Here is a 26,213-nt window from a genome sequence, read left to right on the forward strand (position 1 = left end):
TCAAAGCTGGACAATAATAAATTTAACGAAATAGTCAAAAGTGTTTAACGTCATGGATTCGACCTACACCATCATTATTGCAGATGATCACCCACTCTTCCGGAATGCCTTGTTTCAATCTATCCACATGGCTATTAGTGGTGCAAATTTGCTGGAAGCGGACTCACTCGACGCACTTCTGGCTTTGTTGGAGCGAGAGGAAGAGCCAGATTTAGTGCTATTGGACCTCAAAATGCCAGGAGCAAATGGTATGTCTGGCTTGATTCATTTGCGAGCAGAGCATCCAGATTTACCTATCGTCGTCGTTTCAGCGAGTGAAGAGCCGGCGATCGTGACGCAGGTGAAAAGCCATGGTGCATTTGGTTTTATTCCCAAGTCCAGCGACATGCGCGAATTAGTGAACGCACTCAATCAAGTGCTAAATGGCGACCCATATTTCCCTGAAGGGTTGATCACCAATAACGCGGCATGTAATGACTTAGCGGAAAAGATTGCTGCGCTAACACCACAGCAATATAAAGTGTTGGGAATGTTGTCCGATGGCTTGCTGAACAAGCAAATCGCTTACGAATTGAATGTTTCAGAAGCCACCATAAAAGCGCACATGACAGCGATTTTCCGTAAGCTCGGCGTAAAGAACCGCACGCAAGCCGTGATTATGCTGACGGAAATGAGCGACTAGATTGACGTCTTATCGTCCTTACTTTTTTCGTTTGGCAATCGGATACCGACTTTCGTGACCTGCTGATCAACAACATCAGCGACGATCCAATGCAAACCTTGCCACTCGAAATGGTCTCCCAATACTGGCGTGCTACCTAATTGCTCTTCGACAAGGTTTCTCAAACTTTTATCCAGCGGTTCATCCCCCAGATTCAAACCGTACATCACGGCAATATCGGCAAGCTTCACTTCAATATCGAGGAAGAAGTCACCGAAGAATCGCGCTAGCGACGCTTTCTCTGGGGCTTCACTAAACAGTAAGCTCAGTGCATCTAAATCCTTTTCTTGTGCTAATACACACAAGGTATCATCTTCCTCAAGGCGCGTACTGCCGGATGGGTGCAATAGCTCTTTACTGCGAAATACAGCGGCGATACGCGTTCCTTCCGGCATCGAAAGACTACGTAATGGCTCACCAATGCACCATTTATCTGCTTTAAGTCTATAGATAAACAGCTCCCACTCACTGGTCGGGTAAATCTCCACCCCCGTACGCGAAATTGGCTCAGGCTTAGAAGGTAGCTCGACCTTTGCAAGAGACATCGCCTTGGTCAACGTGCCCCCTTGTACTATCAAAGACACCATTACTACAAAGAATGCCAAATTGAAGTACAGTTGAGCATCTGGCAACCCTGCCATCATCGGAAATACCGCGAGGATGATAGGTACAGCGCCACGCAATCCTACCCAAGAGACAAACCACTTTTCACGTGGCGTGAAACTCTTGAATGGCAGTAAACCAATCCAAACTGAGATTGGTCGGGCAAACAAAATCATCCCGAAGGCAAGCGCAAGACCTGGCAACGCAATAGAGAGTAAATTGGATGGTGTAACCAACAAGCCAAGCACCAAGAACATACCAATTTGAGCTAGCCACGTCATACCATCTAAAACATGAAGAATAGAGTGTCGGCTGCGTGTTGGACGGTTACCTAATAAAAGACCAACGAGGTAAATCGACAAAATACCACTGCCACCTAAAGTGTTAGATAAAGCAAAAATAAGCAAGCCACCACTGACCGTTAAAATAGAATACAGCCCATCTGGTAATTGATTGCGATTGATAACTTTCCATAAGATCCAGCCACCAGCGAAGCCAAGTAACGCGCCAATACCAAACTGCTTAAGAAAACTGAACGCCAAAAAGCCCGCACTTAAATCTGCGCCAGGGTTCGCTAAAATAGCAATCAGAGTTACGGTCAGAAACACCGCCATTGGGTCATTGGTGCCGGATTCAATTTCCAGCGTTGAACCAACACGTTCGTTCAGGCTACGACCTTTGAGTAGAGAGAAGACCGCGGCAGCATCGGTGGAACCAACAATCGCACCAACCAATATGCCTTGCAATAAATCTAAGTCGAATAACCACGTTGCCATCAGCCCGGTCAAAATGGTGGTGATCGCAACGCCAAATGTCGCCAAAGAGACCGAGGGCCATAACGCAACCCTAAAGCTGGCGACCCGCGTTCTCATCCCACCATCAAGCAAAATGATGGCTAATGCGAGGTTACTAACCAAATAAGCGATGGAAAAGTTATCGAATAAAATGCCGCCTAAGCCGTCTTCCCCCGCTAGCATTCCAACGGCTAAAAATACCAAAAGAATTGGGATTCCCAACTTAGAAGACACTGGGCTTAAAAGAACGCTAAGTGCGATTAACAACGCACCTATTAGAAAAAAACTGTTAATGGTGTCTGCGTCCATTCTCACCCTCCCTTAATGAAAAACGATAATAATTGTGATGAGCAAGGCTACTTCGTTAATGAGGTAATGCCCTAATCTGCCTCCCCTTTACACCGTCTCAAAATGCGAGGTTGTACGAGAATGACTCAGTTATATTACTTTATTGTGCGTTAAAACGGTGATTTGATGCGAAAACTTTATGTAAATAAATTACTTGTGAGCTTTCTTATCTACGCCTTCTCTCTTTAAGAGCCACAAGATCACCACCAATACTTACACAGCATCTCCAAGTTCAATGAAGAAAAGATTAATGGCCCGTCTTAATCATGCCTGTTTATCCAATCAACCTTTAGACCTTTGGCTAACTTAACAGTTTATTAACATAACGTTTTACCCCTTTGTTCGCTGCAAAAGCCCATAATATGGGGGTTCTTCATTTTTAACACCCCGACTAAAGTTGAAAAGAGTTATTGCCAACACCTTGCTAATGTACATATTGAAACATTTCATTAACAACAATACCAATCGTAAGGAGACGGCAATGGCATTTGAAAGCGAAGAAAGAGCCAAAGCCTATTGGGACAAAAACGTGAAGCTCATGATCGGCCTAATGGTCATCTGGTTCGTCGTGTCTTTCGGCTGCGGCATTTTATTTGTCGACGTACTAAATCAATTTCAACTAGGCGGTTACAAACTCGGTTTCTGGTTTGCTCAACAAGGCTCCATCTATGCCTTCCTAGGAATTATTTTCTATTACGCATGGAAGATGCGCCAAATTGACCGTGAATTCGGCGTGGACGAATAAGGAGTCACTCAGATGGATTTGAAAACTATTACCTACCTGGTCGTTGGCGCCACGTTCATCCTGTACATCGGGATTGCTATTTGGGCTCGCGCCGGATCAACCAAAGAGTTTTATGTTGCTGGTGGCGGTGTAAACCCGATTGCAAACGGTATGGCAACCGCAGCCGATTGGATGTCCGCAGCGTCGTTTATCTCAATGGCAGGCTTAATTGCCTTCATGGGCTATGGCGGCTCAGTATTTCTAATGGGTTGGACTGGTGGCTACGTTCTGCTTGCGCTGTTGCTAGCACCTTACCTACGCAAATTTGGGAAGTTTACGGTACCAGAGTTTGTTGGTGAACGCTTTTACTCCAATACCGCACGTATCGTAGCGGTTGTTTGTCTTATCATCGCATCAGTGACTTATGTTATCGGTCAGATGAAAGGCGTGGGTGTTGCGTTTGGTCGCTTCTTAGAAGTGGACTACTCCACTGGCCTATTAATTGGTATGTGTATCGTTTTCATGTACGCGGTTCTTGGCGGCATGAAAGGCATCACTTACACGCAGATTGCTCAATATTGCGTACTCATTCTTGCTTACACTATCCCTGCAATCTTTATCTCTCTGCAACTCACTGGTAACCCAATCCCACAAATTGGTCTGGGGAGTACCATGGCTGGTACCGATGTCTATCTACTCGATCGGCTTGACCAAGTTGTGACCGAACTCGGATTCAGTGAATACACGACCCAAGTACGTGGCGACACACTTAATATGTTTGTCTACACCATGTCACTGATGATTGGTACAGCCGGTCTACCACACGTAATTATCCGTTTCTTTACCGTGCCGAAGGTTCGCGACGCACGTACATCAGCAGGCTGGGCTCTGATCTTCATCGCAATCCTTTACACTACAGCACCAGCGGTATCAGCGATGGCTCGTCTCAACCTAATGAATACGGTAAATCCAGCTCCGGGTCAGCACCTAGCGTATGACGAGCGTCCTGCGTGGTTCAAAAACTGGGAAACAACTGGACTACTCGGTTTTGACGATAAAAATGGCGATGGCAATATCCAATACACTTCAGATGCGTCCACCAACGAACTGCGCGTTGATAACGACATCATGGTATTGGCTAACCCAGAGATCGCTAAACTACCAAACTGGGTGATTGCACTTGTGGCAGCAGGTGGTCTTGCAGCTGCACTATCTACCGCAGCAGGTTTACTACTCGCCATTTCTTCAGCTATTTCCCATGACTTAATCAAAGGGGTTATCAATCCGAACATATCCGAGAAAAAAGAGCTACTTGCTAGTCGAATATCAATGGCAGTAGCGATAGCAGCCGCAGGCTATCTCGGTCTAAATCCGCCTGGATTTGCCGCAGGTACGGTAGCACTCGCCTTTGGTCTTGCCGCTTCATCCATCTTCCCTGCATTGATGATGGGCATCTTCAGCAAGAGCATCAACAAAGAAGGCGCAATCGCCGGTATGATTGCAGGTATCAGTATTACGCTGTTCTACGTATTCCAACACAAAGGCATTCTTTTCGTCGCTGATTGGAAATATCTAGAAAGCTGGGGAACAAACTGGTTCCTGGGTATTGAGCCAAACGCGTTTGGTGCTATCGGCGCACTATTTAACTTCATTGTTGCATTCGCTGTATCCAAAGTAACTGCAGAAACGCCACAAGAAGTAAAAGACCTAGTCGAACACGTTCGCGTACCAGTAGGTGCTGGTAGCGCAGTGGATCACTAAAAACTAATCAAAACCACAAAAGCCCCGTTTGGAACCAGCCGTCCGGGGCTTTTTTATTCTCACTTTTCAGTTACCATATTCGCAGTATGTCGTTGCAAGGAAGCCAAGATGTTCAAAAACAAGCACTTTATTCTCGCTCTACTGATTGCGCCAGTTCTCTCTTTGATCGCTTACTTCGGTACCGATATGGCCCTCAGCGAGAAGCCCCACGCGGCGCAAGAAGGGGAAACTTACAAACTCGCGAGTAAGTCTAATTGTCGTTACACCAGTGGTCTTTGTGATATGGAAAATGGCGATTTTAAAGTGAAATTTCGCTCGGAAAAACTCACTAAAAATAACTTAGAATTGTCACTCAACGCCGCTTACCCACTCGAAGGGGTTAAAGTTTCTATTGTGAGTGACAAAGAGAAAAACGCTCAACCGATTGATATGAAGCCCGCCGATCAAGCAGGCCAAAGCTGGTACATCACCTTACCAAAGCCTGCATCTGCAGAAAGCTGGTTAAGAGTCGTCATTCAATCAGGCGGCACACTGTATTATGGTGAAACACAAACCGCATTTGTGAAGTACGAAACCTTATTTACTGAATAACGGCGACAAGCTAATTCACCGGTATTCAAACGACAGTGACTTAGTTTCACTCAGCATAAATGAATTCCTACTCAGCCGACGCCTTTGCGTCGGCTTTTGTTTCCGTAAGTCTTTCTTCAACAACCTCTTACTCTAAAAAGGGTTGCCAACTCACAAGTTAATTGATAATAATTATCATTACATTTAATGAGAGGTGGTTATGGACAACAAACGGGACATCTTTAACGCATTTTTTAAAGCCCAAGATAGATTCCTTCTCGCCGCACCACATGGCTTTGAGCCAGACGTGATTCATGACTATATTCATTGGGGAATGGTGTTGTCTTCTTGTTATGAACACGATGCCGATGAAGAAAATCTATTGTTGTGTGAGCTGTTTTTACGTCAGGTTTATTTCCATTTACTAGACGCAATTCAAGACTCAACTCGCAGTCGTATCTTCCGTCGTGTCTGTCTCGATTCTATCCATACGCCATTATTCTGCCTCAAACGCTATTACTACCAGTTTGAACAAGGCGACGTGAAATTTCTCGCACTACAACAACAATTACGCCTGATTCAAATCTCACTCGATTAACCAAAAGGATCCCTACCATGAGCACCGAATTCCGCATAGAAACTGACAGTATGGGCGAAGTAACGGTCCCTGCAGATGCTCTCTACCAAGCTCAGACTCAACGCGCCGTCGATAACTTCTCATTCAGTCAACATAAAATGCCATCTGGTTTTATCAAAGCGTTAGCACACATCAAGCAGACTGCGGCACTCACCAACGCACAGCTAGGGCTGCTTGAAGGAGATATTGCCAACGCGATTGCTGACGCAGCTCAAGCAATTATCGAAGGCAATCATATTGAGCAATTCCCAATTGACGTGTTTCAAACGGGATCAGGCACTAGCTCAAATATGAATGCGAATGAAGTGATTGCAACACTGGCCTCCCAGCATCTAGGCGGCACTGTCAGCCCTAATGATCACGTCAACATGGGGCAAAGCAGTAACGATGTGGTACCAACGGCCATTCAAGTTAGCGCAGCATTAGCCATCGAAAACCAGCTCTTCCCGGCACTGTCACACCTCAGCCAAACACTAGAGTCTAAGCAGCGAGCATTGAAAAATGTTGTAAAAACCGGTCGCACCCACTTAATGGACGCGATGCCAATTACCTTTGCTCAAGAACTTGGCGGTTGGCAGTTCCAAATCGAGCATGCAAAACAAGCGATTGAACAAGCTCTTCCTGCTGTAAAAGCCTTAGCCCAAGGTGGTACGGCAGTTGGAACGGGGATCAATGCCGATCCACGCTTTGCAGACTTATTCGCTAGCAACCTAACCCAGTCAACTCGTATTCAGTTCACGGCCAGTGATAACTTCTTTTTCAATTTAAGCAGTCAAGATGCGATCGTCGCTCTGTCGGGACAGCTCAAAACAGCAGCAGTTGCGATCATGAAGATCGCAAACGATCTTCGTTGGATGAATTCAGGCCCATTGGCTGGTTTAGGTGAGATTGAATTACAAGGCTTGCAACCGGGTTCTTCCATCATGCCTGGCAAAGTAAATCCTGTGATCCCAGAAGCCGCAGCTATGGCATCAGCGCAAGTCATTGGTAATGACACCACCATAACCGTCGCAGGCCAAGCGGGCAACTTCCAGCTTAACGTCATGCTGCCAGTTATTGCTCATAACGTATTGGAGAGCATCGATTTACTCTCTAACAGCGCAACCGCTTTAGCTGACAAAGCCATTGCGACGTTTGAAGTTCGCCAAGATAACTTGGATGTTGCACTCGCCAAAAACCCAATTTTGGTCACGGCTCTCAACCCGGTCATTGGTTACCTAAAAGCGGCAGAAGTCGCGAAAAAAGCCTACAAACAGGGACGCGCGATTATTGATGTCGCGGAAGAAGAAACTGATTTGGATAGAGCCACACTAGAGCGATTGCTTAATCCAGCCAAACTGACCCAAGGCGGCGTCGCAGAATAAACGGCAAACTCAGCCTATCAACTAAGATTACAAACATCGAGACCTCCATTCGGAGGTCTCTTTTTATAGCTATTTTTCAAACACTCCAATCCTAAGCGACTCGATTGAGCACCGAACGCAGCTTAAGCGGCTTAACTGGCTTAGCAATAAAGCTGAACCCATTTGCTTTGATGCCATCAAGCATATCATCGGTACGATCTGCACTGATGATGACGCCTTCAAAGCTGTGGCCTAATCTCAGGCGGCATTGCTGTAGCACTTCTAAACCAGTACGACCATCATCAAGTCGGTAATCGGAGAAAATTACATCCGGAATCCAACCATCCTCAAGCGCTTGTAGACTTTCAACTAAATCAATCGCAACTCGTGTATCGCAGCCCCATCGGGAAAGTAAGTTTTCCATGCCGACTAGAATGTCAGGCTCATTATCGACACATAGGATTCTCAGATGACCAAGTTCAGATTGCTTACTCATTGCCACGTGAACTGGATGAGGCTGAACATGATCAGCTTTATCTAGGGTGATGGAAAAAACACTGCCTTTTCCAACCCAAGAGCGCATCGAAATTTCATGCCCAAGTACCTGAGCAATTCCTTTCGAAATCGCCAAACCAAGTCCGAGACCTTGGTCGGAACGAACTTGAGTTCCGCGATTAAACTCTTCAAAAATCTCTTGCTGCTTCTCTTCTTCAATCCCCACTCCATTATCCCATACATCAATACGCACTCGCCCTTTCACGCGGCGAACACCGAGTGCGACTTTGCCATTCGGGTTATAACGAAACGCATTGGTCAGGAAGTTTTGCACCACACGGCGCAGCAGTTTGGGATCCGACTTAACCATGAGTGAGGACGGAATCATGGTGAACTCTATACCTTGCTGTTTGGCTAACGCACTAAACTCAGCATTCAAATTCGATAACACATCATTTAACGCAAAGCCATGCACGTTGACTTCCAACTTGCCCGATTCCAAACGCGAGATATCCAGCAAATCTCCAATTAAGTCTTCGGCAGCCTCTAAAGCACTTTCAATGTGTGCTGACAGCTTTTTGGCTTCGCTGTCTTTGGCGACTTCCGATAGTGAAGATGCGAATAGACGCGCCGCGTTGAGCGGTTGCATCAAGTCATGGCTTACTGCCGCCAAGAACCGTGATTTGGACTTCGATTCCAAATCCGAGCGCTGCGTCGCTTCCACCAGCTGCTTGTTAAGTTGTTCTAATTCTCGAGTCCGCAGACGTACCCTTTCTTCCAATGTCTCGTTGGCGTCTTTCAGTGCTTGCTCTGCATCACGGAATACGGTGATGTCGGTAAAGCTCATCACAAAGCCACCACCTGGCATTGGGTTACCTTGCACCTCTATCACGCGACCATCGGGACGAACCCGAGAAGAGGTGTGCCGAGTTCCTTGCTCAAGGTGATAAACACGGCGACGAACGTGGTCATCAGGGTCACCAGGGCCACACAACCCCTGCTCTGCATTGTGCCGAATCACATCCGCAATCGGTCGACCTACTTGAATCAGGCCTGGCGGAAATTCAAAGAGTTCTAAATAGCGTTGGTTCCACGCTACCAAGCGTAGTTGCTTATCGACGACCGCAATACCTTGTCCAATATGCTCAATCGCGCCTTGGAGTAAACCCCGACTAAAATCGTACAGTTCAGAGGCTTCATCGACGATAGTCGCCACCTCTTCAAGCTGCATGTTTCTTCCTTGCAGAGCGGAAGTAAGTACTAACTTAGCAGAAGATGCTCCAAATACCCCTGCTAGCACACGCTCCGTATGCCGAATCAGAGAAGATGGCGCTTGTTGATTCGGCATTAACTCTTCTCGTTGCTGGCTCCAGTAGGCTTGAAACGCCGCTTTAACTCGCGTTCGTCCTACAAATCTGGACGCTAGCATTTCCAGTTCTGCAACCGTAACGCGGCTCTGGTACAGACTCATATTTTCGCTTTCAGGCAACGGTGTACCAACGAATGATGCCGATTGTAAGCGCTCACTTAGGCTTGGTCGGGTAGCCATAGAAACCACAACAAAACACACTGCATTAGCGACCACGCTGAGGATCATCCCCCAATCTGAAATCGCGATATCAAAACTAGCCAATACCTCTGGTGGTGTAATCAACCAGATCAGGAAGTTATTACTGGCGTCTCCGGCAAGCATGTCTGTTTGGCTCATTAACGTAATCAGCCAGGTAGCAAAACCCACCGCGAGGCCAACATACACACCTTTCTTATTCCCTTGACGCCAATACATACCGCCAACCAGCGCAGGAGCGAATTGCGTGATAGCCGCGAACGAGAGAAAGCCGATAGCAGAAAGTGAATGAATGGTGTCCAACGCTTGATAGAAACACCACGCGCCAATCAACAAAACTAAAATCAAACCACGGCGGATCCGCAGTAATAATTCAGAAAAATGGTGGTGGTTACGCTGCGTCAGTCGCATGCGACGCAATAGCAATGGCATAACCAAGTCATTCGAGACCATGATCGCTAAGGCAATCGTCGATACGATAACCATGCCGCTTGCCGCTGAAGTACCGCCTAAAAACGCAAGCAAGGCGATTTCACTCGCCCCTACCGACATCGGCACACTGATGACATAAGTATCAGGCGAAGCGCCACTCAAGAGACCTTGCCCTACCCACGCAATAGGTAAAACAAAAATCCCCATTAAGATCAGATAAATGGGGAACAACCAACGAGCCACATGCAAATCTTGAGCACGTTCATTTTCTACCACCATCGTATGGAATTGTCGCGGAAGGCAAACGATCGCCAGCATGGTCAGTACAGTATGAATCAATATAGTCGGGATATTTGGTGACTGATACGTCTGCGCGGCAACATCAAGTAAGCTCAAACTCTCGGTGTTCATCGCCAACCAAACAATGAAGACACCAACAACTAAAAAAGCCAGCAGTTTGATAATGGATTCGAAGGCAATTGCCATCATCATCCCACGATGGTGTTCCGTGTTATCAATGTGGCGGGTACCGAATAGCATCGTAAAAATCGCCAATGCGACCACAACAAACCACGACACGCTATCGTTTTGATAACCAAAATCAGTAGCCAGCTCTGGAGCAATGATTTCAAGCCCCATAGTGATACCACGCAGCTGTAAAGCGATGTACGGCAAAATTCCCGCAACCGCTATGAGCGTAACAACCACGGCCAAACCTTGGGATTTACCGTAGCGTGCTCCGATAAAGTCAGCAATCGACGTGATGTGTTCCCGTTTAGCAATCAAAATAAGCCGAGCTAAAACGCGCCATCCGATGGTAAACACTAAAATGGGGGCAATATAGATGGGCAAGAAAGACCAAGGATTACTGCTGGCCTGCCCGACCGTGCCGTAGAAGGTCCATGATGTACAGTACACCGCAATGGAAAGACTATAAATCCAAGGCCGCCAGCGCGCTAGCCACCTTTTCTGAATGTCGCCGTACCACGCGATGATAAATAAAGCTCCCAAATACGCTAAAGAAACGGGAACCACCAGCCATCCTTGCATCCGATATCCTTTCTTGCCTTTCTTGCTACTTTTAAAGCAAGAGAATAAAAAAACCTCTCCATGAGGGAGAGGTTTCATTTAACACTGCTTTGATAACGGAGACAAAGCTTAGTTTTTAACCTTTGTTACATAAGTCTAATTCTGTGTTTCAAGTGGCTTGTCTGATACATCAACCACCTGATGTGGGTCTTGCGAATCAAGCTTGATGAACAGAGCCAATAACCCCATCGCGGCCATGCCCCAGAACACAAGCGGTCCCCAGTGCTCATAACCCCAGCCACTCAATACGGTCATTAACGCGATAAATGCGCCCAACGGAATCGCGTTATACAACGCTTGCAACGCTACGATCTTATTTTCTTCGGAGTTTTGGATATATTGGATCGCGGCAATGTGCGCGGTAGCGAAAGTCACACCATGCAATAGTTGAACAACCACCAAAGCAATAATTGATGTTGTCGACGCCGTAATACCCCAACGCATCATTACACCAACGGCAGCAGCAATAAACAGCGCGCGTATTGACCAACCTACGAATAAGCGCTTACTCAATGCAAACACTGCCACTTCTGCGGCTACTCCTAAGCTCCACAAGTAGCCAATGACATCTTCCGAGTGACCAGCGGCCTTCCAGTGAATCGCACTAAAGCCGTAGTAAGCCGCATGACTGCCCTGAATTAGTGACACCAACACTAAGAATTTTAGTATCGGCTTGTCGGTCAAAAGAGCGGTCAGCTTTGGACGTTCTGCGCTTTGCCCACCGTGCGTTACAGGCATTGGGTTAGTCGGTCGCATAGCAAACAGCAACGAGATAAACACGCCGAACATCGCAGTGTACAAGATCATATCGGAGCCAAATTCAGCCACCAGGTAGCCCACTGCCGTCGAGCCTGCGATAAAGGCGATCGAACCCCATAGCCGCGTGCGGCCATAATCGAGCATTTTCAGGCGAGCGTAGTAATTTGCCATCGCGTCCGACAACGGAATAATCGGTCCACAACAAAGATTGAACAACACTGTCGCTAGTGCCATTAACCAAAAGCTACCACCCGTAAAAAAGTGAAATCCAACAAAAAGGAGGGCAGCGAAACTCAACCAACGTAAAGCAGGCATAAGATGTTCGACTTTGTGTACTCGTGGGGTGATCACGATATTGGCAACACAACGTGTCGCAAGGCCTAACCCGACCAGCAAACCGATATCTGTCGAAGATACGCCCTGATCCTTAAACCAAAGTGACCAAAATGGCAGATACACGCCATACGCAAAGAAGAATCCGAGAAAGTACTGGGAAATCCAGCCATACGGAGAAGGTTTCAACATTACTAATATCCTAAAACGGGAACACCAACGTTCGAGCCGGGAATTATGGATCGCCATGCGTATTATAAAAAGGGAAGAATAAGAAACTTATCGTTTCCTCGATGGAATACTAACTTTGCGACATTTGGCATCTTCAAACGAAAACATCGTAATTTAGACCAAAGTCGTCTGGCTTCCGGTAAGAAATTTGTCAGACTTAGAGAGTGTTCCTTCCATCATTATTGGGTGTTCTCATGCCTGACAAATTTAACATGCAATCTCCACCGTTCGATCGCTTAACTGAAGCACAACAAACGCGACTGCGATCGTCTCTGGACGTCGCCTACTATCGAGCTCGAGATGTTATTTTATCCTGCGGACAGAAGAACCCCCACTTACATATTCTGATCAAAGGCGCGGTAGAAGAGCGCTCCAACGATCAACAGGAAGTGTTCGCACATTATGCCAACGACGATATGTTCGATGTACGCTCGTTACTTGAAGACAAGGTACGTCATCACTACATCGCGCTTGAGGACACGCTCTCTTACCTACTGCCGAAAGAAGTTTTCCTTGCCCTTTACAACGAAAATGGCCAGTTTGCAGCCTATTTCGATAACAATTTATCGAAACGGCAAGAGCTCATCGAAGCGGCCCATCAACAGCAAAACTTAGCGGAGTTTATTCTCACTAAAGTTGACCGCAGCATTTATCACCCACCGATGATCCTTGAACCAAATACACCAATTAACGAGGTAACACGTGCCTTAAAAGAAAATGGGATTGACGCTGCATTGGTTCAACTCCATGGCGATGATCCACGATTGGAAAAATGGCCATCAGCCCACCTGTACGCAATAGTGACTCGTACTAATATGCTGCATTCTGTGATGATAGATGGTTGCGCGCTCGACACACCAGTGGGTGAGATCGCGAGCTTTCCTGTTTATCACGTTGATGATGGAGACTTTCTATTCAACGCCATGATCACAATGACCAGAAATAGAATGAAACGCCTCATGGTATGTGAAGGCAACAGAGCTGTCGGCATGCTGGATATGACCCAAATTCTTAGCGCGTTCTCAACCCACTCTCACGTGTTAACGCTCAGTATTGCTCGAGCAAGCAGCGTGGAAGAGCTCGCTTTGGCCTCAAACCGCCAACGTCAATTGGTCGAGAGCTTATTGAAAAACGGCATCCGCACTCGCTTCATCATGGAGCTTATCTCAGCCGTAAACGAACAAATTATCGAGAAAGCGTTCGAGTTAGTGATACCACCAGCCTTGCACGACCATTGTTGCTTGATCGTACTCGGCTCTGAAGGCCGAGGAGAGCAAATTCTCAAAACCGATCAAGACAATGCCCTGATTATTCAAGATGGTCTGGAATGGCCTCATTGCGAACAAGTGATGCAATCCTTCACACACACCCTACAACAGCTCGGTTATCCACTTTGCCCTGGTAAAGTGATGGTTAACAACCCGAAATGGGTCAAAACACAGCAAGAATGGATAAGCACCCTAAACCACTGGATAGCTAAAGCCGCACCAGAACAAATCATGGACTTAGCCATTTTCAGTGACGCCCATGCTGTTGCTGGGAATTGCGAGCTGCTGGCTCCAATTGCGGCGCATCTTCGTGACACAATGAAAGATCGCATGTTGATATTGTCTGACTTTACTCGCCCTGCCTTGCAGTTTTCGGTGCCCCTAACTCTATTTGGCAACGTAAAAAGTGCTAAAGACGGATTGGACATTAAACGCGGCGGTATTTTCCCAATTGTACACGGCATTCGCGCCTTGTCTTTGGAGTATGCCATTGAAGAGAAGAACACGTTTGAACGCATTGAAGCTCTGAGAAATAAGCGCATCTTAGAATCCGAAACGGCAGATAATCTCAACGAAGCACTTAAATTGTTCTTTAAACTTCGTCTTAATCAGCAACTCAAAAAGCAAGAAGCGTTGAATAACATTGATATTAAACAACTGGATAGAACTGAGCGTGATTTGCTTCGCCACAGCTTACATGTGGTGAAGAAATTTAAGCAATTTTTAGGCTTCCATTATCAAATTCGTGATTAACCCTGATTTTCATAAATCACAGAGGCGTAAGCAATGAACTGGTTACAACGCAAATACTGGCATTACAAATTGAAAGGCTCGCCTTATCAGTCGCTGTTTTGCACGCCAGATAAAACAGAATACGTCTCTCTTGACTGCGAAACCACCAGCCTTGACCCAAATCGCGCCGAGCTGGTGACTATTGCAGCCACCAAGATCATCGACAACCGCATCATCACCAGTCAACCATTTGAAGTCCGCTTACGCGCGCCGCAATCGCTCGACTCAGGCTCGGTCAAGATCCATCGAATTCGCCACCAAGACTTAGTCGATGGCATCAGTGAAAAAGAGGCGCTGCTCGAGCTGCTCGACTTTATCGGCAACCGACCACTTGTGGGCTATCACATTCGTTACGATAAAAAGATCTTAGACCTTGCTTGTCTGCGGCAACTTGGCTTCCCACTTCCTAACCCACTGATCGAAGTCAGTCAGATTTACCACGATAAGTTGGAACGACATTTGCCGAATGCCTATTTCGACTTAAGTCTGGATGCCATTTGTAAACACCTCGAACTTCCTATCCAAGACAAACACGACGCCTTGCAAGACGCGATTTCTGCCGCTTTGGTCTTTGTCCGCTTAACGAAAGGCGATTTACCCAACCTAACCACGCCGTATACATAAAAATCAGTTGACCTAGCTCCCAGAAATACTTTTGTTTCAGCGATTTCCCGGCGCTTCTATCACTCTCATCCTAAAGTCTAATTGTGGAAATACGCGCGGTGACTGACAGTTATAAGCACAACGTCGTCATTACCACGACCAAGTTATTTAGAACCAAAAAACAGCCCTACAAAAATATATTCAAAATCTTATCTAGATTGGTGTAAGGCCGAGAAATAAGGCACAAGGAGAGAAGCCATGAGCGAAGCCCACGTTTATCCGGTAAAAGAAAATATTAAAACTCATACACACGCGGATAATGATACTTACTTAGCCATGTATCAGCAGTCGGTAACCGATCCAGAGGGCTTCTGGAACGAACACGGCAAAATCGTTGATTGGATCAAACCTTTCACCAAAGTAAAAAGTACTTCTTTCGACACTGGCCATGTTGATATTCGCTGGTTTGAAGATGGCACACTGAACGTCTCGGCTAACTGTATTGACCGTCATCTTGCAGAACACGGGGACGACGTCGCCATCATTTGGGAAGGCGATGATCCAGCCGACGACAAAACACTCACTTTCAACGAACTGCACAAAGAAGTGTGTAGATTCTCCAACGCATTGAAAGAGCAAGGCGTACGCAAGGGCGACGTGGTGTGTCTATACATGCCAATGGTGCCAGAAGCCGCTGTGGCTATGCTCGCTTGTACCCGTATTGGTGCGGTTCACACCGTAGTATTTGGCGGTTTCTCACCAGAAGCACTATCCGGCCGTATCATCGACTCTGACGCTAAAGTCGTGATCACCGCAGACGAAGGCGTACGTGGCGGACGCGCTGTTCCACTGAAAAAGAACGTGGATGAAGCACTAACCAACCCAGACGTAAAAACCATCAATAAAGTCGTCGTGCTTAAACGTACAGGTGGTGATGTTGAATGGCATGAACACCGTGATGTTTGGTGGCACGAAGCAACAGCCAACGTTTCTGACGTTTGCCCACCAGAAGAGATGAAAGCCGAAGACCCGCTGTTCATCCTCTACACATCTGGCTCGACAGGTAAACCTAAAGGCGTACTACATACTACAGGCGGTTACCTCGTCTACGCGGCAATGACCTTTAAATATGTCTTCGATTATCAACCAGGAGAAACCTTCTGGTGTACCGCGGATGTGGGCTGGATTACAGGCCATACTTACCTAATTTATGGTCCACTAGCGAACGGGGCCAAAACCATTCTGTTTGAAGGTGTTCCAAACTACCCAAGCACGGCTCGTATGAGTGAAGTGGTTGATAAGCACCAAGTGAACATTCTCTACACTGCGCCAACCGCTATTCGTGCACTAATGGCAAAAGGTAACGAAGCGGTAGCAGGGACATCTCGTTCAAGCTTACGTGTGATGGGTTCAGTAGGTGAGCCTATCAACCCTGAAGCGTGGGAGTGGTACTACAAAACGATTGGTAACGAGAGCTCGCCTATCGTTGATACTTGGTGGCAAACAGAGACCGGCGGTATCTTAATTGCACCACTACCAGGCGCAACAGATTTAAAACCAGGCTCAGCAACTCGACCATTCTTCGGAGTCCAACCTGCACTGGTTGATAACATGGGCAACATCATTGAAGAAACCGCAGCAGAAGGTAACTTGGTGATCCTTGATTCATGGCCAGGTCAGATGCGTACTGTTTATGGCGACCACGAGCGCTTTGAACAGACCTACTTCTCAACCTTCAAGGGAATGTACTTTACTAGTGATGGGGCTCGTCGTGACGAAGACGGTTACTACTGGATCACGGGCCGTGTTGATGACGTACTAAACGTGTCGGGTCACCGCATGGGTACCGCTGAAATAGAATCGGCTCTTGTCGCACATCATAAAATTGCTGAGGCCGCTATTGTGGGCATTCCGCATGATATCAAAGGCCAAGCTATCTACGCTTACATTACCTTGAACGATGGTGAATTCCCGTCAGCAGAGCTACACAAAGAAGTGAAAGATTGGGTGCGTAAAGAGATTGGTCCAATTGCAACACCAGATGTACTGCACTGGACGGATTCCTTACCGAAGACTCGTTCTGGTAAGATCATGCGTCGAATCCTGCGTAAAATTGCAACGGGTGATACTAGCAACCTCGGAGACACATCAACGCTTGCCGATCCGAGCGTTGTAGATAAACTTATCGCAGAGAAAGCAGAATTGGCATAAATTCAACCAACTGTTTTAAAAGCACTTTAAAAACCGCCATCACTCATGGCGGTTTTTTGCTTTAGTGCACAAATTGGCCACACAAAAAATATGGCAATTATGTTGTTTTTGTTAACTTGGTTACAGAAACGAGAGTGGCTATTAGGAGATTAGACCAGTAAATTGCTGCTAATTGCTATGAATTAGCTATAATCTTGGTCGATTTTTTAAAATTTGCTCGGTTTTAACAAAAAAATCGTGCTGAACTATCGTATATTTGGGAATATAAACGTTCCACTCACGATAAGGGAAGATAGCAACACAATGTCTGCAAAGTCACGGATTCTTGTTCTAAACGGACCAAATCTTAATCTATTGGGTCTGCGCGAACCGACACACTATGGTCACAGTACCTTAGCTCAAGTTGTGGATACTCTTACAGAGCAAGCCCATAACGCTGGGGTAGAACTGGAACACCTACAATCAAATCGTGAGTACGAACTGATTGAAGCCATTCACGCTGCCTATGGCAAGATTGACTTCATCATCATCAATCCAGCGGCTTTCACTCATACTAGTGTGGCGCTGCGAGATGCATTACTTGGCGTCGCCATCCCATTTATTGAGGTGCACTTATCAAATGTGCACGCACGTGAACCATTCCGTCATCACTCTTATCTGTCAGATAAAGCAGAGGGTGTGATTTGCGGTTTAGGCGCACAAGGTTATGAATTTGCTCTGTCTGCAGCGATCAATAAGCTACAGGCAAAGTAACCCTAACACTCTGCAACCCTACGAGGGTTGTCTTAATCACAAGATAAAAGAGAAAGAAAAGATGGATATTCGTAAAATCAAGAAGCTAATTGAGTTAGTTGAAGAGTCTGGCATTGCTGAGCTAGAGATCTCTGAAGGTGAAGAGTCAGTGCGCATCAGCCGTCATGGCACTGCAGCTCCTCAAGCACCAATTCACTACGCAGCAGCTCCAGCAGCGGCACCTGCTCCAGTAGCAGCGGCACCAGTAGCGGAAGCACCAGCAGCAGAAGCTCCAGCAGCAACACCTGTAGGTCACCAAGTTCTTTCTCCAATGGTTGGTACTTTCTACCGCTCTCCAAGCCCAGACTCTAAAGCATTCGTAGAAGTGGGTCAGAAAGTAAATGCTGGCGATACTCTATGTATTGTTGAAGCAATGAAAATGATGAACCAAATCGAAGCGGACAAATCTGGCGTTGTTACAGCAATCCTAGCTGAAGACGGCCAACCAGTTGAATTCGACCAACCTCTTGTTGTAATCGAATAAGCGGGGCTTGCCTTATGCTAGACAAAGTAGTCATCGCGAACCGAGGTGAAATTGCACTTCGTATTCTTCGCGCTTGTAAAGAATTAGGTATTAAGACCGTCGCTGTTCACTCAACAGCGGACCGCGATCTTAAGCACGTACTACTCGCAGACGAAACCGTATGTATCGGCCCTGCTCGTGGTATCGACAGCTACCTAAACATTCCACGCATCATTTCTGCAGCAGAAGTGACTGGTGCTGTGGCTATCCACCCAGGTTACGGCTTCCTGTCTGAAAACGCAGACTTCGCAGAGCAAGTTGAGCGCAGTGGTTTCATCTTCGTTGGTCCAAAGGCAGACACTATCCGCCTAATGGGCGATAAAGTATCTGCTATCAATGCAATGAAGAAAGCAGGCGTTCCTTGTGTACCGGGTTCTGACGGCCCTCTAGACAATGACGAAGAGAAAAACAAAGCATTTGCTAAGCGCATTGGTTACCCAGTAATCATCAAAGCATCTGGCGGCGGCGGCGGTCGTGGTATGCGTGTTGTTCGCGCAGAGAAAGACCTTATCCAAGCCATTGCAATGACACGTGCTGAAGCAAAAGCGGCGTTCAACAATGACATGGTTTACATGGAGAAATTCCTAGAAAACCCTCGTCACGTTGAAGTTCAGGTTATTGCTGACGGTCAAGGCGGCGCAATCCACCTTGGTGAGCGTGACTGTTCAATGCAACGTCGTCACCAAAAAGTAGTGGAAGAAGCTCCAGCACCTGGTATCACCGAAGAAATGCGTAAGTACATCGGTGAACGCTGTACTCGTGCATGTATCGAGATCGGTTACCGCGGCGCAGGTACGTTTGAATTCCTATACGAGAACGGTGAGTTCTACTTCATCGAAATGAACACTCGTATTCAGGTAGAGCACCCAGTAACAGAGATGGTTACTGGCATCGACCTAATCAAAGAACAGCTTCGTGTTGCAGCGGGTCAGCCTCTGTCATTCACTCAAGATGATATTAAGATCCGTGGCCATGCGATTGAGTGTCGTATCAACGCAGAAGACCCTGAGCGCTTCCTACCATCTCCGGGTAAGATCGAGCGTTTCCACGCTCCTGGCGGTATGGGTGTACGTTGGGAATCTCATATCTACACAGGCTACACAGTTCCACCTCATTACGATTCAATGATTGGTAAACTGATCACTTACGGTGAGAACCGTGATGTAGCGATTGCACGTATGAAAAACGCACTGGGTGAGATGATCATCGAAGGCATCAAAACTAACGTGCCACTGCAATTCTCCATTATGAATGACGAAAACTTCCAACACGGTGGTGCAAACATCCACTACCTAGAGAAGAAGCTTGGCTTACAATAAGCCTAAGCAAACGTCTTAAAAAATGCCCACTCCCGTGGGCATTTTTGTTTTATATGTACGCGAACGGCTCAACATATAAATCGGCTTATTTGGGTATATACTCAAACAAATCGTAGAGTTCTGGTAAACTCTGCGCCACTTCATTCACTTTAAGAGCAAAAACCAATGCCTTGGATTCAAATCAAACTCAACGCGACCAATGAAAACGCTGAGCAAATCGGCGATATGCTAATGGAAGAGACTGGCGCGCTGTCTGTTACATTCTTAGACGCGCAGGATACACCTGTATTCGAACCTCTACCTGGCGAAACTCGCTTATGGGGCGATACTGATATTCTGGCACTGTATGATGCAGAAGCAGACACTAACTTCATCATCGACCAAATTAAAGCGAGCAATATGCTGGCTGACAATTTTGCTTACAAAGTAGAACAGCTTGAAGATAAAGACTGGGAACGCGAATGGATGGAAAACTTCCACCCAATGAAATTTGGTGAACGCCTATGGATTTGTCCAAGCTGGCGCGATATTCCAGATCCTGACGCTGTTAATGTTATGTTGGATCCAGGCCTTGCATTCGGTACGGGTACTCACCCTACAACAGCACTTTGTCTTGAGTGGCTAGAAAGCATGGACTTAAGCGGTAAGACCGTTATCGACTTCGGTTGTGGCTCAGGTATTCTTGCGATCGCAGCGATCAAACTGGGCGCTGAAAAAGTGATAGGGATCGACATTGATCCTCAAGCCCTGCTTGCTTCAAAAGACAATGCTGAGCGTAATGGCGTTGCAGACAAACTAGAAGTTTACTTACCGCAAAATCAACCTGAAGGTCTCGTCGCTGACGTCGTTGTGGCCAACATCCTTGCGGGACCTTTACGTGAACTTGCACCTATCATCAAAGGACTAGTTAAGCCAAATGGCGACCTCGCTATGTCCGGCGTATTAGACACTCAAGCTGAAGATGTTGCGAACTATTACCGTGACGAGCTTCACATTGACCCGATTGTTGAGCAAAGTGAATGGTGTCGCATCTCTGGTCGTAAGCAAGGCTAGACAAGGTTTTCAGAGCTAATTGTTTGAAATTCATACAATTTACAAAAACAATTTGTAAATGCTCAAATATTAGTCTTTTCACGCAGTGAAAAAATGCGTAAAATGCGCGCCCTTGCTGGTACAGAACTGTGATGACGTTTTGAAAATCGGAAACTATCAACTTAAGAACAATCTAATCGTAGCCCCTATGGCTGGTGTAACGGATAGACCGTTTCGCGAGTTGTGTCTTCGCTATGGTGCGGGAATGGCCGTCAGTGAAATGATGTCTGCTAACCCAAAACTATGGGGAACGTCAAAGTCGAAACAGCGCATGGTACACGAGGGCGAATCGGGCATTCGCTCTGTACAGATTGCGGGTTCCGATCCACAGCTTATGGCGGACGCAGCTCAATTCAGTGTTGAGAACGGTGCACAAATCATCGACATCAACATGGGCTGCCCGGCAAAAAAAGTGAATAAGAAGCTAGCGGGCTCTGCTCTGCTTCAATACCCAAACATTATCGAAGAGATTTTGAAAGCGGTCGTGAATGCAGTGGACGTTCCTGTAACGTTAAAGACTCGAACTGGCTGGGATACAGACAACAAGAACTGTGTCCAGATCGCTAAATTAGCCGAAAACTGCGGCATACAAGCTCTTGCTCTGCATGGCAGAACGAAAGCATGTATGTACAAAGGTGAGGCCGAATATGACAGCATTAAAGCGGTAAAAGAGGCGATTTCAATTCCGGTTATCGCGAACGGTGATATCGATAGCCCGGAGAAAGCCAAATTTGTACTGGAGTACACCGGTGCGGACGCTTTAATGATTGGACGCCCTGCCCAGGGTCGTCCTTGGATTTTCCAGGAAATCCATCACTATTTGGAAAACGGCACCACAATGGAGGAACTTCCAACTGAGGAAGTGAAAACCATTATGCTTGGTCATGTAAATGCTCTGCATGAGTTTTATGGGGAGTTCTTAGGTCCACGTATCGCGCGCAAGCACGTTGGGTGGTACCTGAAAGAGCATGAACAGGCAAGTGAGTTTCGCCGTACCTTCAACGCTATCGACGCAGCTCCGCTGCAAATTGAGGCGTTAGAAGGTTATTTTGATAACGTTGCATCATAATTAAGAGAAGAGCTAGACCGAATATGTTCGAACAAAATCTGACTTCAGAAGCATTAACAGTAACTACAGTAACGTCACAAGACCAGATTACTCAGAAGCCTTTACGTGACTCTGTTAAAGCGTCTCTTAAAAACTACCTTGCTCAACTAAACGGCCAGGAAGTAACAGAACTATACGAATTAGTTCTAGCTGAAGTTGAACAGCCACTACTAGATACTATCATGCAGTACACTCGCGGTAACCAAACTCGCGCAGCAACTATGATGGGTATCAACCGCGGTACTCTTCGCAAGAAACTTAAGAAATACGGCATGAACTAAGACCGTTTTTCAAAAAGTATTTGGAACAAGCCGTTACCTTTTTAGGTAACGGCTTTTCTTTATCTACTAAAACACTACGAATAACGCTCACTTTGTTCAGTATTACCAACTGGCTTTAAGATAACTACTGCTGAGCCAAACAATAGGAAAGCCACGAAAGCGACCCATTCATTGCCTACAGAATACGCGAAGCCCGCCAAGGCAGACCAAATCGCGACACCAAAGTGCATCATACTCATTCCAAAAGACATTAACACACCTCGATATTCATCAGATAAGCTTGCGATATGTGCTTGTAATGCCGGAGAACCAACCCCTCCAGCAAGAGACCAGAGCACTAGAGCTGGAAGATAAGCGGTCACCGTACTCATCTCATTTGAGAACACCCATGCACTGCAAGGTATGCACACCATTAAAGCCACTCGCATAACGGCTCGAGAGCTACCAAGCCAGCGAGAAGCTCTCGCCACGCACATATTTCCAACCACACTCACGATCCCTAGAGCTGCATAAATAGCGCCCACCCAACCGAGCGCCAAATCGCTGGTATCTCGAATATGGAGGCCTATCAGGTTAAATACACCAATACCTCCCCCTAGGCCTAAACACATCGCTAGAATCGCTCTCAACGCGCCTGGAAGATGAATGACGTCTGCGATAGGTGGCAGAGTATCTGACTTCTTGGACTCATTATGCTTGTTGTTCATGAACACTACGCTCATGGCACTGACAAGAAGAGCCGCAACGCCCAAAATAATAAAAGCGGCACGCCATGATAAAAGCTGGGTCAACAATGCTCCGATCGCCGGGCTGGTTATCATACCTAGCGTTAATCCCGCCTGAACCATCACAATTTGACGCATCGCTCTATTACCCTTCGCGTCTCCCGCTAACGCGAATGCAATTGGCAACATGCCTGCACTTGCAATACCAGTGATCACTCGAGTTGCAATAGCAAGTTCAAAATCATGAACTATGCCCGTCGTAATAGACGCAACCCCAAATACAAAGCAAGCAGGCACCATGATACGAATACGCCCAACTCGGTCTGATAAACGGCCCAAGTAAGGAGCGCAAATTGCTATGGCTAAACTATATGCCGTAATAAATAAGGTAACCTGACTCGGTTGAACACTTAAATCATTTCCGATGGGTTCAAGAATAGATCCAAGCATCAACTCATCAGCACCAACAAGAAAAGCAACGAGAAATAGGATCATGGACCGCATCATAGCTCCACCTCCTGTTCTGTCTCCGATTCAGCACAAGTGAGCAACGAAATATCTAAAACTCTATCAGGCCAAGATTGCAAAAATGCCTTCTCATGAGATACCACAATCACGCTACCGGAAAAGCGCTGGAGAGCCTCTTTAAGCGCATTTTTACTGCTGCTATCCAAATGTGTTGTTGGTTCGTCCAACAGCAAAACATTGCATTTCTGAACCGATAAACAACACAGTTTCACCCGAGTTTGCTCACCACCGCTCAATGTATCTAAGTGGCGCTGCGTCTTATCCCCCGAGATCCCAAAGCGAGCTAATAGCTTGCGTGACTCTTTGCTTGAGATTGTTGGCGCACAAGAGCACAGCTCCTGTTCAGGCGTGTTCTGAGGATGGCGCCAAGACAAATCTTGAGAAAAATAACCAATCATTGCACCTTTTGCCAATACCACCTCACCAGAGAGTGGCTCGATCTCCCCCATCAGGGTTTTAAGTAAGGTCGACTTACCTACGCCGTTAAAGCCAGCAACAACCAACTTTTCCCCGCGCGCTAACGTGATATCAAATACTGGAAGCAGAGGCTGCTGATAACCGATCATCAACGCTTTTGCGTCAATCACATTCGGTTGCCCAATGGGCTGGTAAGCAAAGTCAAACATCGATACTTTCTCTACATTATTCAGTTGAATACGTTCGATTTTATCCAGTTTTTTCTTACGCCCTTTAGCAAGACTCGCGTTAACTCCAGCGCCATTTTTGGCAATAAATTGCTCTAACTTTCGAATTTCATTTTGCTGAGCCTTATATTGCTTTTCTATCAAAGCACCATCGTGATGCTTTTGCTGCATTGCTTTGACATAAGTGCCGCTGTATTTTCGAACCGTTTGATAATCAATATCACAAATACTGGTCGCTACTTGATTAAGGAAATCAACATCATGAGAAACCAGTAAAACTGTGCCAATGTAATCATTGAGAAACGTGACTAGCCATTCAATGTGCGGAGCATCAAGATAGTTTGTCGGCTCATCAAGAATTAACACATCGGGGTTGCGAAGTAACAACCTGCCTAAAAGGACTTTGTGTCTTTGACCGCCACTTAGCGAGACAAGCGGTGTATCTAAGCCAAATTGATAAATGCCAAGACCTACAGCAACTTGTTCAATTTTGGTATTAATTGCATAGAAGTTTTCATCTTCTAAATATGCCTGTAGCCGAGCGACTTGGCTTAAAAGAGATGTAGAGTGAGACTCGGTCATCGCATGATACAAAGTCCAAAGCTTTTGCTCTGCAGCGTATAAACTCTCAAAAGAGCCCTTTAAACACTCATGAACTGTCAGCACATTATCGATCTTAAAATGTTGTTCTAAATACCCCACCTCAAGGTTTGGTAACCATTCAATGCAGCCCTTATCTGCAGATAATTCACCGAAAAGCAGTTTCAATAAGGTGCTTTTTCCAACACCATTCGCTCCGGTGATACCTATTTTCTCTCCCACGTTAATACGAAAGGTCACGTTGTTGTATAACGTCTTATCAGCTATCTGATAAGACAAATTTTTAACTTGTAAAATACTCATGTTTTCAACCAAATAAAAAAGGGCCGGTGATCAATACCGGCCCTTATTTCAATACTGGGTAATGCTTTGTAGCTGCTTAACAGATACAAAAAGGCCGATGATGAAATATCACCAGCCATCTCTTCTCTTTTATCAGGTGTACAAGCTCCTGCGTATAACTTCAGCGAAGCTACCCACACATAAAACACCTGATGAAGATTAATTTAAGACTCCGAGCAACACTTCATCGCGTTTTTTGCACGGAGTTCAGCCTTCTTACAAAGCTTTTAAACAAGAGATATAACATGATTTACTGTCGAAAAAATATTCGATGTGAAGCGTACACCTTTAGAATAAAAAGTACCAGATAATTGTTAAAACTATCGTAACTTACACGAAGGTCCACAAAAAGAAGACTTTTCCTCAGTCAATGTGCCAGGTGAACTGCTTACTCAGCAAACACAGCTATGAAAGCACCTATACCGCTCACGTTATACGTACGTAGTGGTGGCTTTGAAGGTTGGAGAGGGTTAGAGGGAGGAAGTAGCGAATATACTTTAAGACACTGGCTTAAATAGGTCGACAAAACAAAATCCATGTTTGGAAAGTTTTAAATGCGCTGAGTTTATATTAATAAGCGCCTATGGCTAAATCAAAACATCTAAAGCAGAGAAATCTCCCCCGAAAATAACATAACCTAGTGAATAAATTTTCCAGGTAATAATAAAGGAAGCTTTGGTAAGTAAGCACAAGGGCTGAGAACTAGCGCTCGATACTAGGACCCGGTTCAGTAGAAACCACACAAAACTGAGTTCCACTTCACTCATAACAGGGCTTAGAAAGCATCGCCAGAGGGAAGCCGGCCTCTCGATGCAAGGTTTCAATATGAAAGTGGGTTTAAGGTAAGTCGGGGAACCAAAACGAAAAAAGCCTCAGTCTTTCGACTGAGGCTTAATATAATTGGCGGAGTGGACGGGACTCGAACCCGCGACCCCCGGCGTGACAGGCCGGTATTCTAACCAACTGAACTACCACTCC

Annotated in this window: 20 protein-coding genes and 1 tRNA gene; 15 read left to right on the plus strand and 6 right to left on the minus strand. The window is 46.2% G+C overall.

The genetic code is table 11. The annotated features are described in order from the left end of the window. Positions 1 to 52 precede the first annotated feature (52 nt). Positions 53 to 682: a response regulator gene (locus tag R7O03_RS19865; protein WP_005382375.1), complete on the plus strand. Its 630-nt coding sequence runs from the start codon at positions 53 to 55 to the stop codon at positions 680 to 682. Here the strand turns inward: R7O03_RS19865 and R7O03_RS19870 are convergent. Further along, a complete protein-coding gene (locus R7O03_RS19870; RefSeq protein ID WP_213874998.1) occupies positions 679 to 2,427 on the minus strand; it encodes a potassium/proton antiporter in 1,749 nt (582 codons plus the stop codon). The genes R7O03_RS19865 and R7O03_RS19870 overlap by 4 nt on opposite strands. Before the next feature lie 520 nt (positions 2,428 to 2,947). Between R7O03_RS19870 and R7O03_RS19875 the strand changes: the two genes are divergently transcribed. The 5 genes from R7O03_RS19875 to R7O03_RS19895 all read left to right on the plus strand — a co-directional run bounded on the left by R7O03_RS19875 (position 2,948) and on the right by R7O03_RS19895 (position 7,522). Beyond that, positions 2,948 to 3,211 (plus strand): DUF4212 domain-containing protein, encoded by a 264-nt coding sequence (locus R7O03_RS19875; protein WP_005382373.1) that lies wholly within the window; start codon positions 2,948 to 2,950, stop codon positions 3,209 to 3,211. A gap of 12 nt (positions 3,212 to 3,223) precedes the next feature. Further along, positions 3,224 to 4,951, plus strand: coding sequence for a sodium:solute symporter family protein (locus tag R7O03_RS19880; protein ID WP_005382372.1), 1,728 nt, complete (start codon positions 3,224 to 3,226; stop codon positions 4,949 to 4,951). Positions 4,952 to 5,059: 108 nt separating this feature from the next. Further along, on the plus strand, positions 5,060 to 5,542 hold the full coding sequence (locus R7O03_RS19885; RefSeq protein WP_005382371.1) for a hypothetical protein: 483 nt from the start codon (positions 5,060 to 5,062) through the stop codon (positions 5,540 to 5,542). Between the two features lie 199 nt (positions 5,543 to 5,741). Continuing rightward, positions 5,742 to 6,119 carry a hypothetical protein gene (locus R7O03_RS19890; RefSeq protein WP_005382370.1) on the plus strand — a complete coding sequence of 126 codons (378 nt, stop codon included), beginning with the start codon at positions 5,742 to 5,744 and terminating at the stop codon, positions 6,117 to 6,119. Between the two features lie 17 nt (positions 6,120 to 6,136). Continuing rightward, on the plus strand, positions 6,137 to 7,522 hold the full coding sequence (locus R7O03_RS19895; protein WP_262640701.1) for a class II fumarate hydratase: 1,386 nt from the start codon (positions 6,137 to 6,139) through the stop codon (positions 7,520 to 7,522). A gap of 91 nt (positions 7,523 to 7,613) precedes the next feature. Here R7O03_RS19895 and R7O03_RS19900 read toward each other — a convergent pair whose 3' ends face one another. Both R7O03_RS19900 and R7O03_RS19905 read right to left on the minus strand, forming a co-directional pair. Next, positions 7,614 to 11,045 carry a PAS-domain containing protein gene (locus tag R7O03_RS19900; protein WP_033907290.1) on the minus strand — a complete coding sequence of 1,144 codons (3,432 nt, stop codon included), beginning with the start codon at positions 11,043 to 11,045 and terminating at the stop codon, positions 7,614 to 7,616. A gap of 135 nt (positions 11,046 to 11,180) precedes the next feature. Continuing rightward, positions 11,181 to 12,368, minus strand: a complete 1,188-nt coding sequence (locus R7O03_RS19905) for a 3-phenylpropionate MFS transporter (protein ID WP_053307400.1) — start codon at positions 12,366 to 12,368, stop codon at positions 11,181 to 11,183. 233 nt (positions 12,369 to 12,601) lie between these two features. On the opposite strand from R7O03_RS19905, the gene R7O03_RS19910 reads away from it, so the two are divergent. The 9 genes from R7O03_RS19910 to fis all read left to right on the plus strand — a co-directional run bounded on the left by R7O03_RS19910 (position 12,602) and on the right by fis (position 22,396). After that, entirely contained in the window at positions 12,602 to 14,428 is a 1,827-nt protein-coding gene (locus R7O03_RS19910) for a DUF294 nucleotidyltransferase-like domain-containing protein (protein ID WP_318131968.1), read from the plus strand. 33 nt (positions 14,429 to 14,461) lie between these two features. Next, on the plus strand, positions 14,462 to 15,091 hold the full coding sequence (locus R7O03_RS19915) for a 3'-5' exonuclease (RefSeq protein ID WP_042523697.1): 630 nt from the start codon (positions 14,462 to 14,464) through the stop codon (positions 15,089 to 15,091). A 237-nt stretch (positions 15,092 to 15,328) separates the two neighbouring features. Then, entirely contained in the window at positions 15,329 to 17,281 is a 1,953-nt protein-coding gene (acs, locus tag R7O03_RS19920) for an acetate--CoA ligase (protein WP_318131969.1), read from the plus strand. A gap of 303 nt (positions 17,282 to 17,584) precedes the next feature. Further along, a complete protein-coding gene (aroQ, locus tag R7O03_RS19925; RefSeq protein ID WP_005382360.1) occupies positions 17,585 to 18,034 on the plus strand; it encodes a type II 3-dehydroquinate dehydratase in 450 nt (149 codons plus the stop codon). Positions 18,035 to 18,095: 61 nt separating this feature from the next. Beyond that, on the plus strand, positions 18,096 to 18,557 hold the full coding sequence (accB, locus tag R7O03_RS19930; protein ID WP_025768820.1) for an acetyl-CoA carboxylase biotin carboxyl carrier protein: 462 nt from the start codon (positions 18,096 to 18,098) through the stop codon (positions 18,555 to 18,557). Positions 18,558 to 18,571: 14 nt separating this feature from the next. Then, complete coding sequence (gene accC, locus R7O03_RS19935; protein ID WP_005382509.1) at positions 18,572 to 19,915, plus strand: acetyl-CoA carboxylase biotin carboxylase subunit; 1,344 nt, start codon at positions 18,572 to 18,574, stop codon at positions 19,913 to 19,915. Positions 19,916 to 20,080: 165 nt separating this feature from the next. Continuing rightward, positions 20,081 to 20,968, plus strand: a complete 888-nt coding sequence (gene prmA / locus R7O03_RS19940; RefSeq protein WP_005382507.1) for a 50S ribosomal protein L11 methyltransferase — start codon at positions 20,081 to 20,083, stop codon at positions 20,966 to 20,968. 139 nt (positions 20,969 to 21,107) lie between these two features. After that, positions 21,108 to 22,076, plus strand: a complete 969-nt coding sequence (dusB, locus tag R7O03_RS19945; protein WP_005382505.1) for a tRNA dihydrouridine synthase DusB — start codon at positions 21,108 to 21,110, stop codon at positions 22,074 to 22,076. Between the two features lie 23 nt (positions 22,077 to 22,099). After that, the gene (fis, locus tag R7O03_RS19950; protein ID WP_000462885.1) at positions 22,100 to 22,396 is read left to right on the plus strand and encodes a DNA-binding transcriptional regulator Fis; all 297 of its coding nucleotides are present in this window, start codon (positions 22,100 to 22,102) and stop codon (positions 22,394 to 22,396) included. 74 nt (positions 22,397 to 22,470) lie between these two features. Here fis and R7O03_RS19955 read toward each other — a convergent pair whose 3' ends face one another. The 3 genes from R7O03_RS19955 to R7O03_RS19965 all read right to left on the minus strand — a co-directional run bounded on the left by R7O03_RS19955 (position 22,471) and on the right by R7O03_RS19965 (position 26,213). Next, positions 22,471 to 23,628 carry an MFS transporter gene (locus R7O03_RS19955; RefSeq protein WP_318131970.1) on the minus strand — a complete coding sequence of 386 codons (1,158 nt, stop codon included), beginning with the start codon at positions 23,626 to 23,628 and terminating at the stop codon, positions 22,471 to 22,473. Beyond that, positions 23,625 to 25,196, minus strand: coding sequence for an ABC-F family ATP-binding cassette domain-containing protein (locus tag R7O03_RS19960; protein WP_213964564.1), 1,572 nt, complete (start codon positions 25,194 to 25,196; stop codon positions 23,625 to 23,627). Before R7O03_RS19960 ends, R7O03_RS19955 begins: the two co-directional genes overlap by 4 nt. Positions 25,197 to 26,136: 940 nt before the next feature. Further along, a tRNA-Asp gene (locus R7O03_RS19965) sits at positions 26,137 to 26,213 on the minus strand.

It is taken from the genome of Vibrio sp. Vb2960 (assembly GCF_033337665.1).
In the GTDB taxonomy this organism is placed as follows: domain Bacteria; phylum Pseudomonadota; class Gammaproteobacteria; order Enterobacterales; family Vibrionaceae; genus Vibrio; species Vibrio alginolyticus.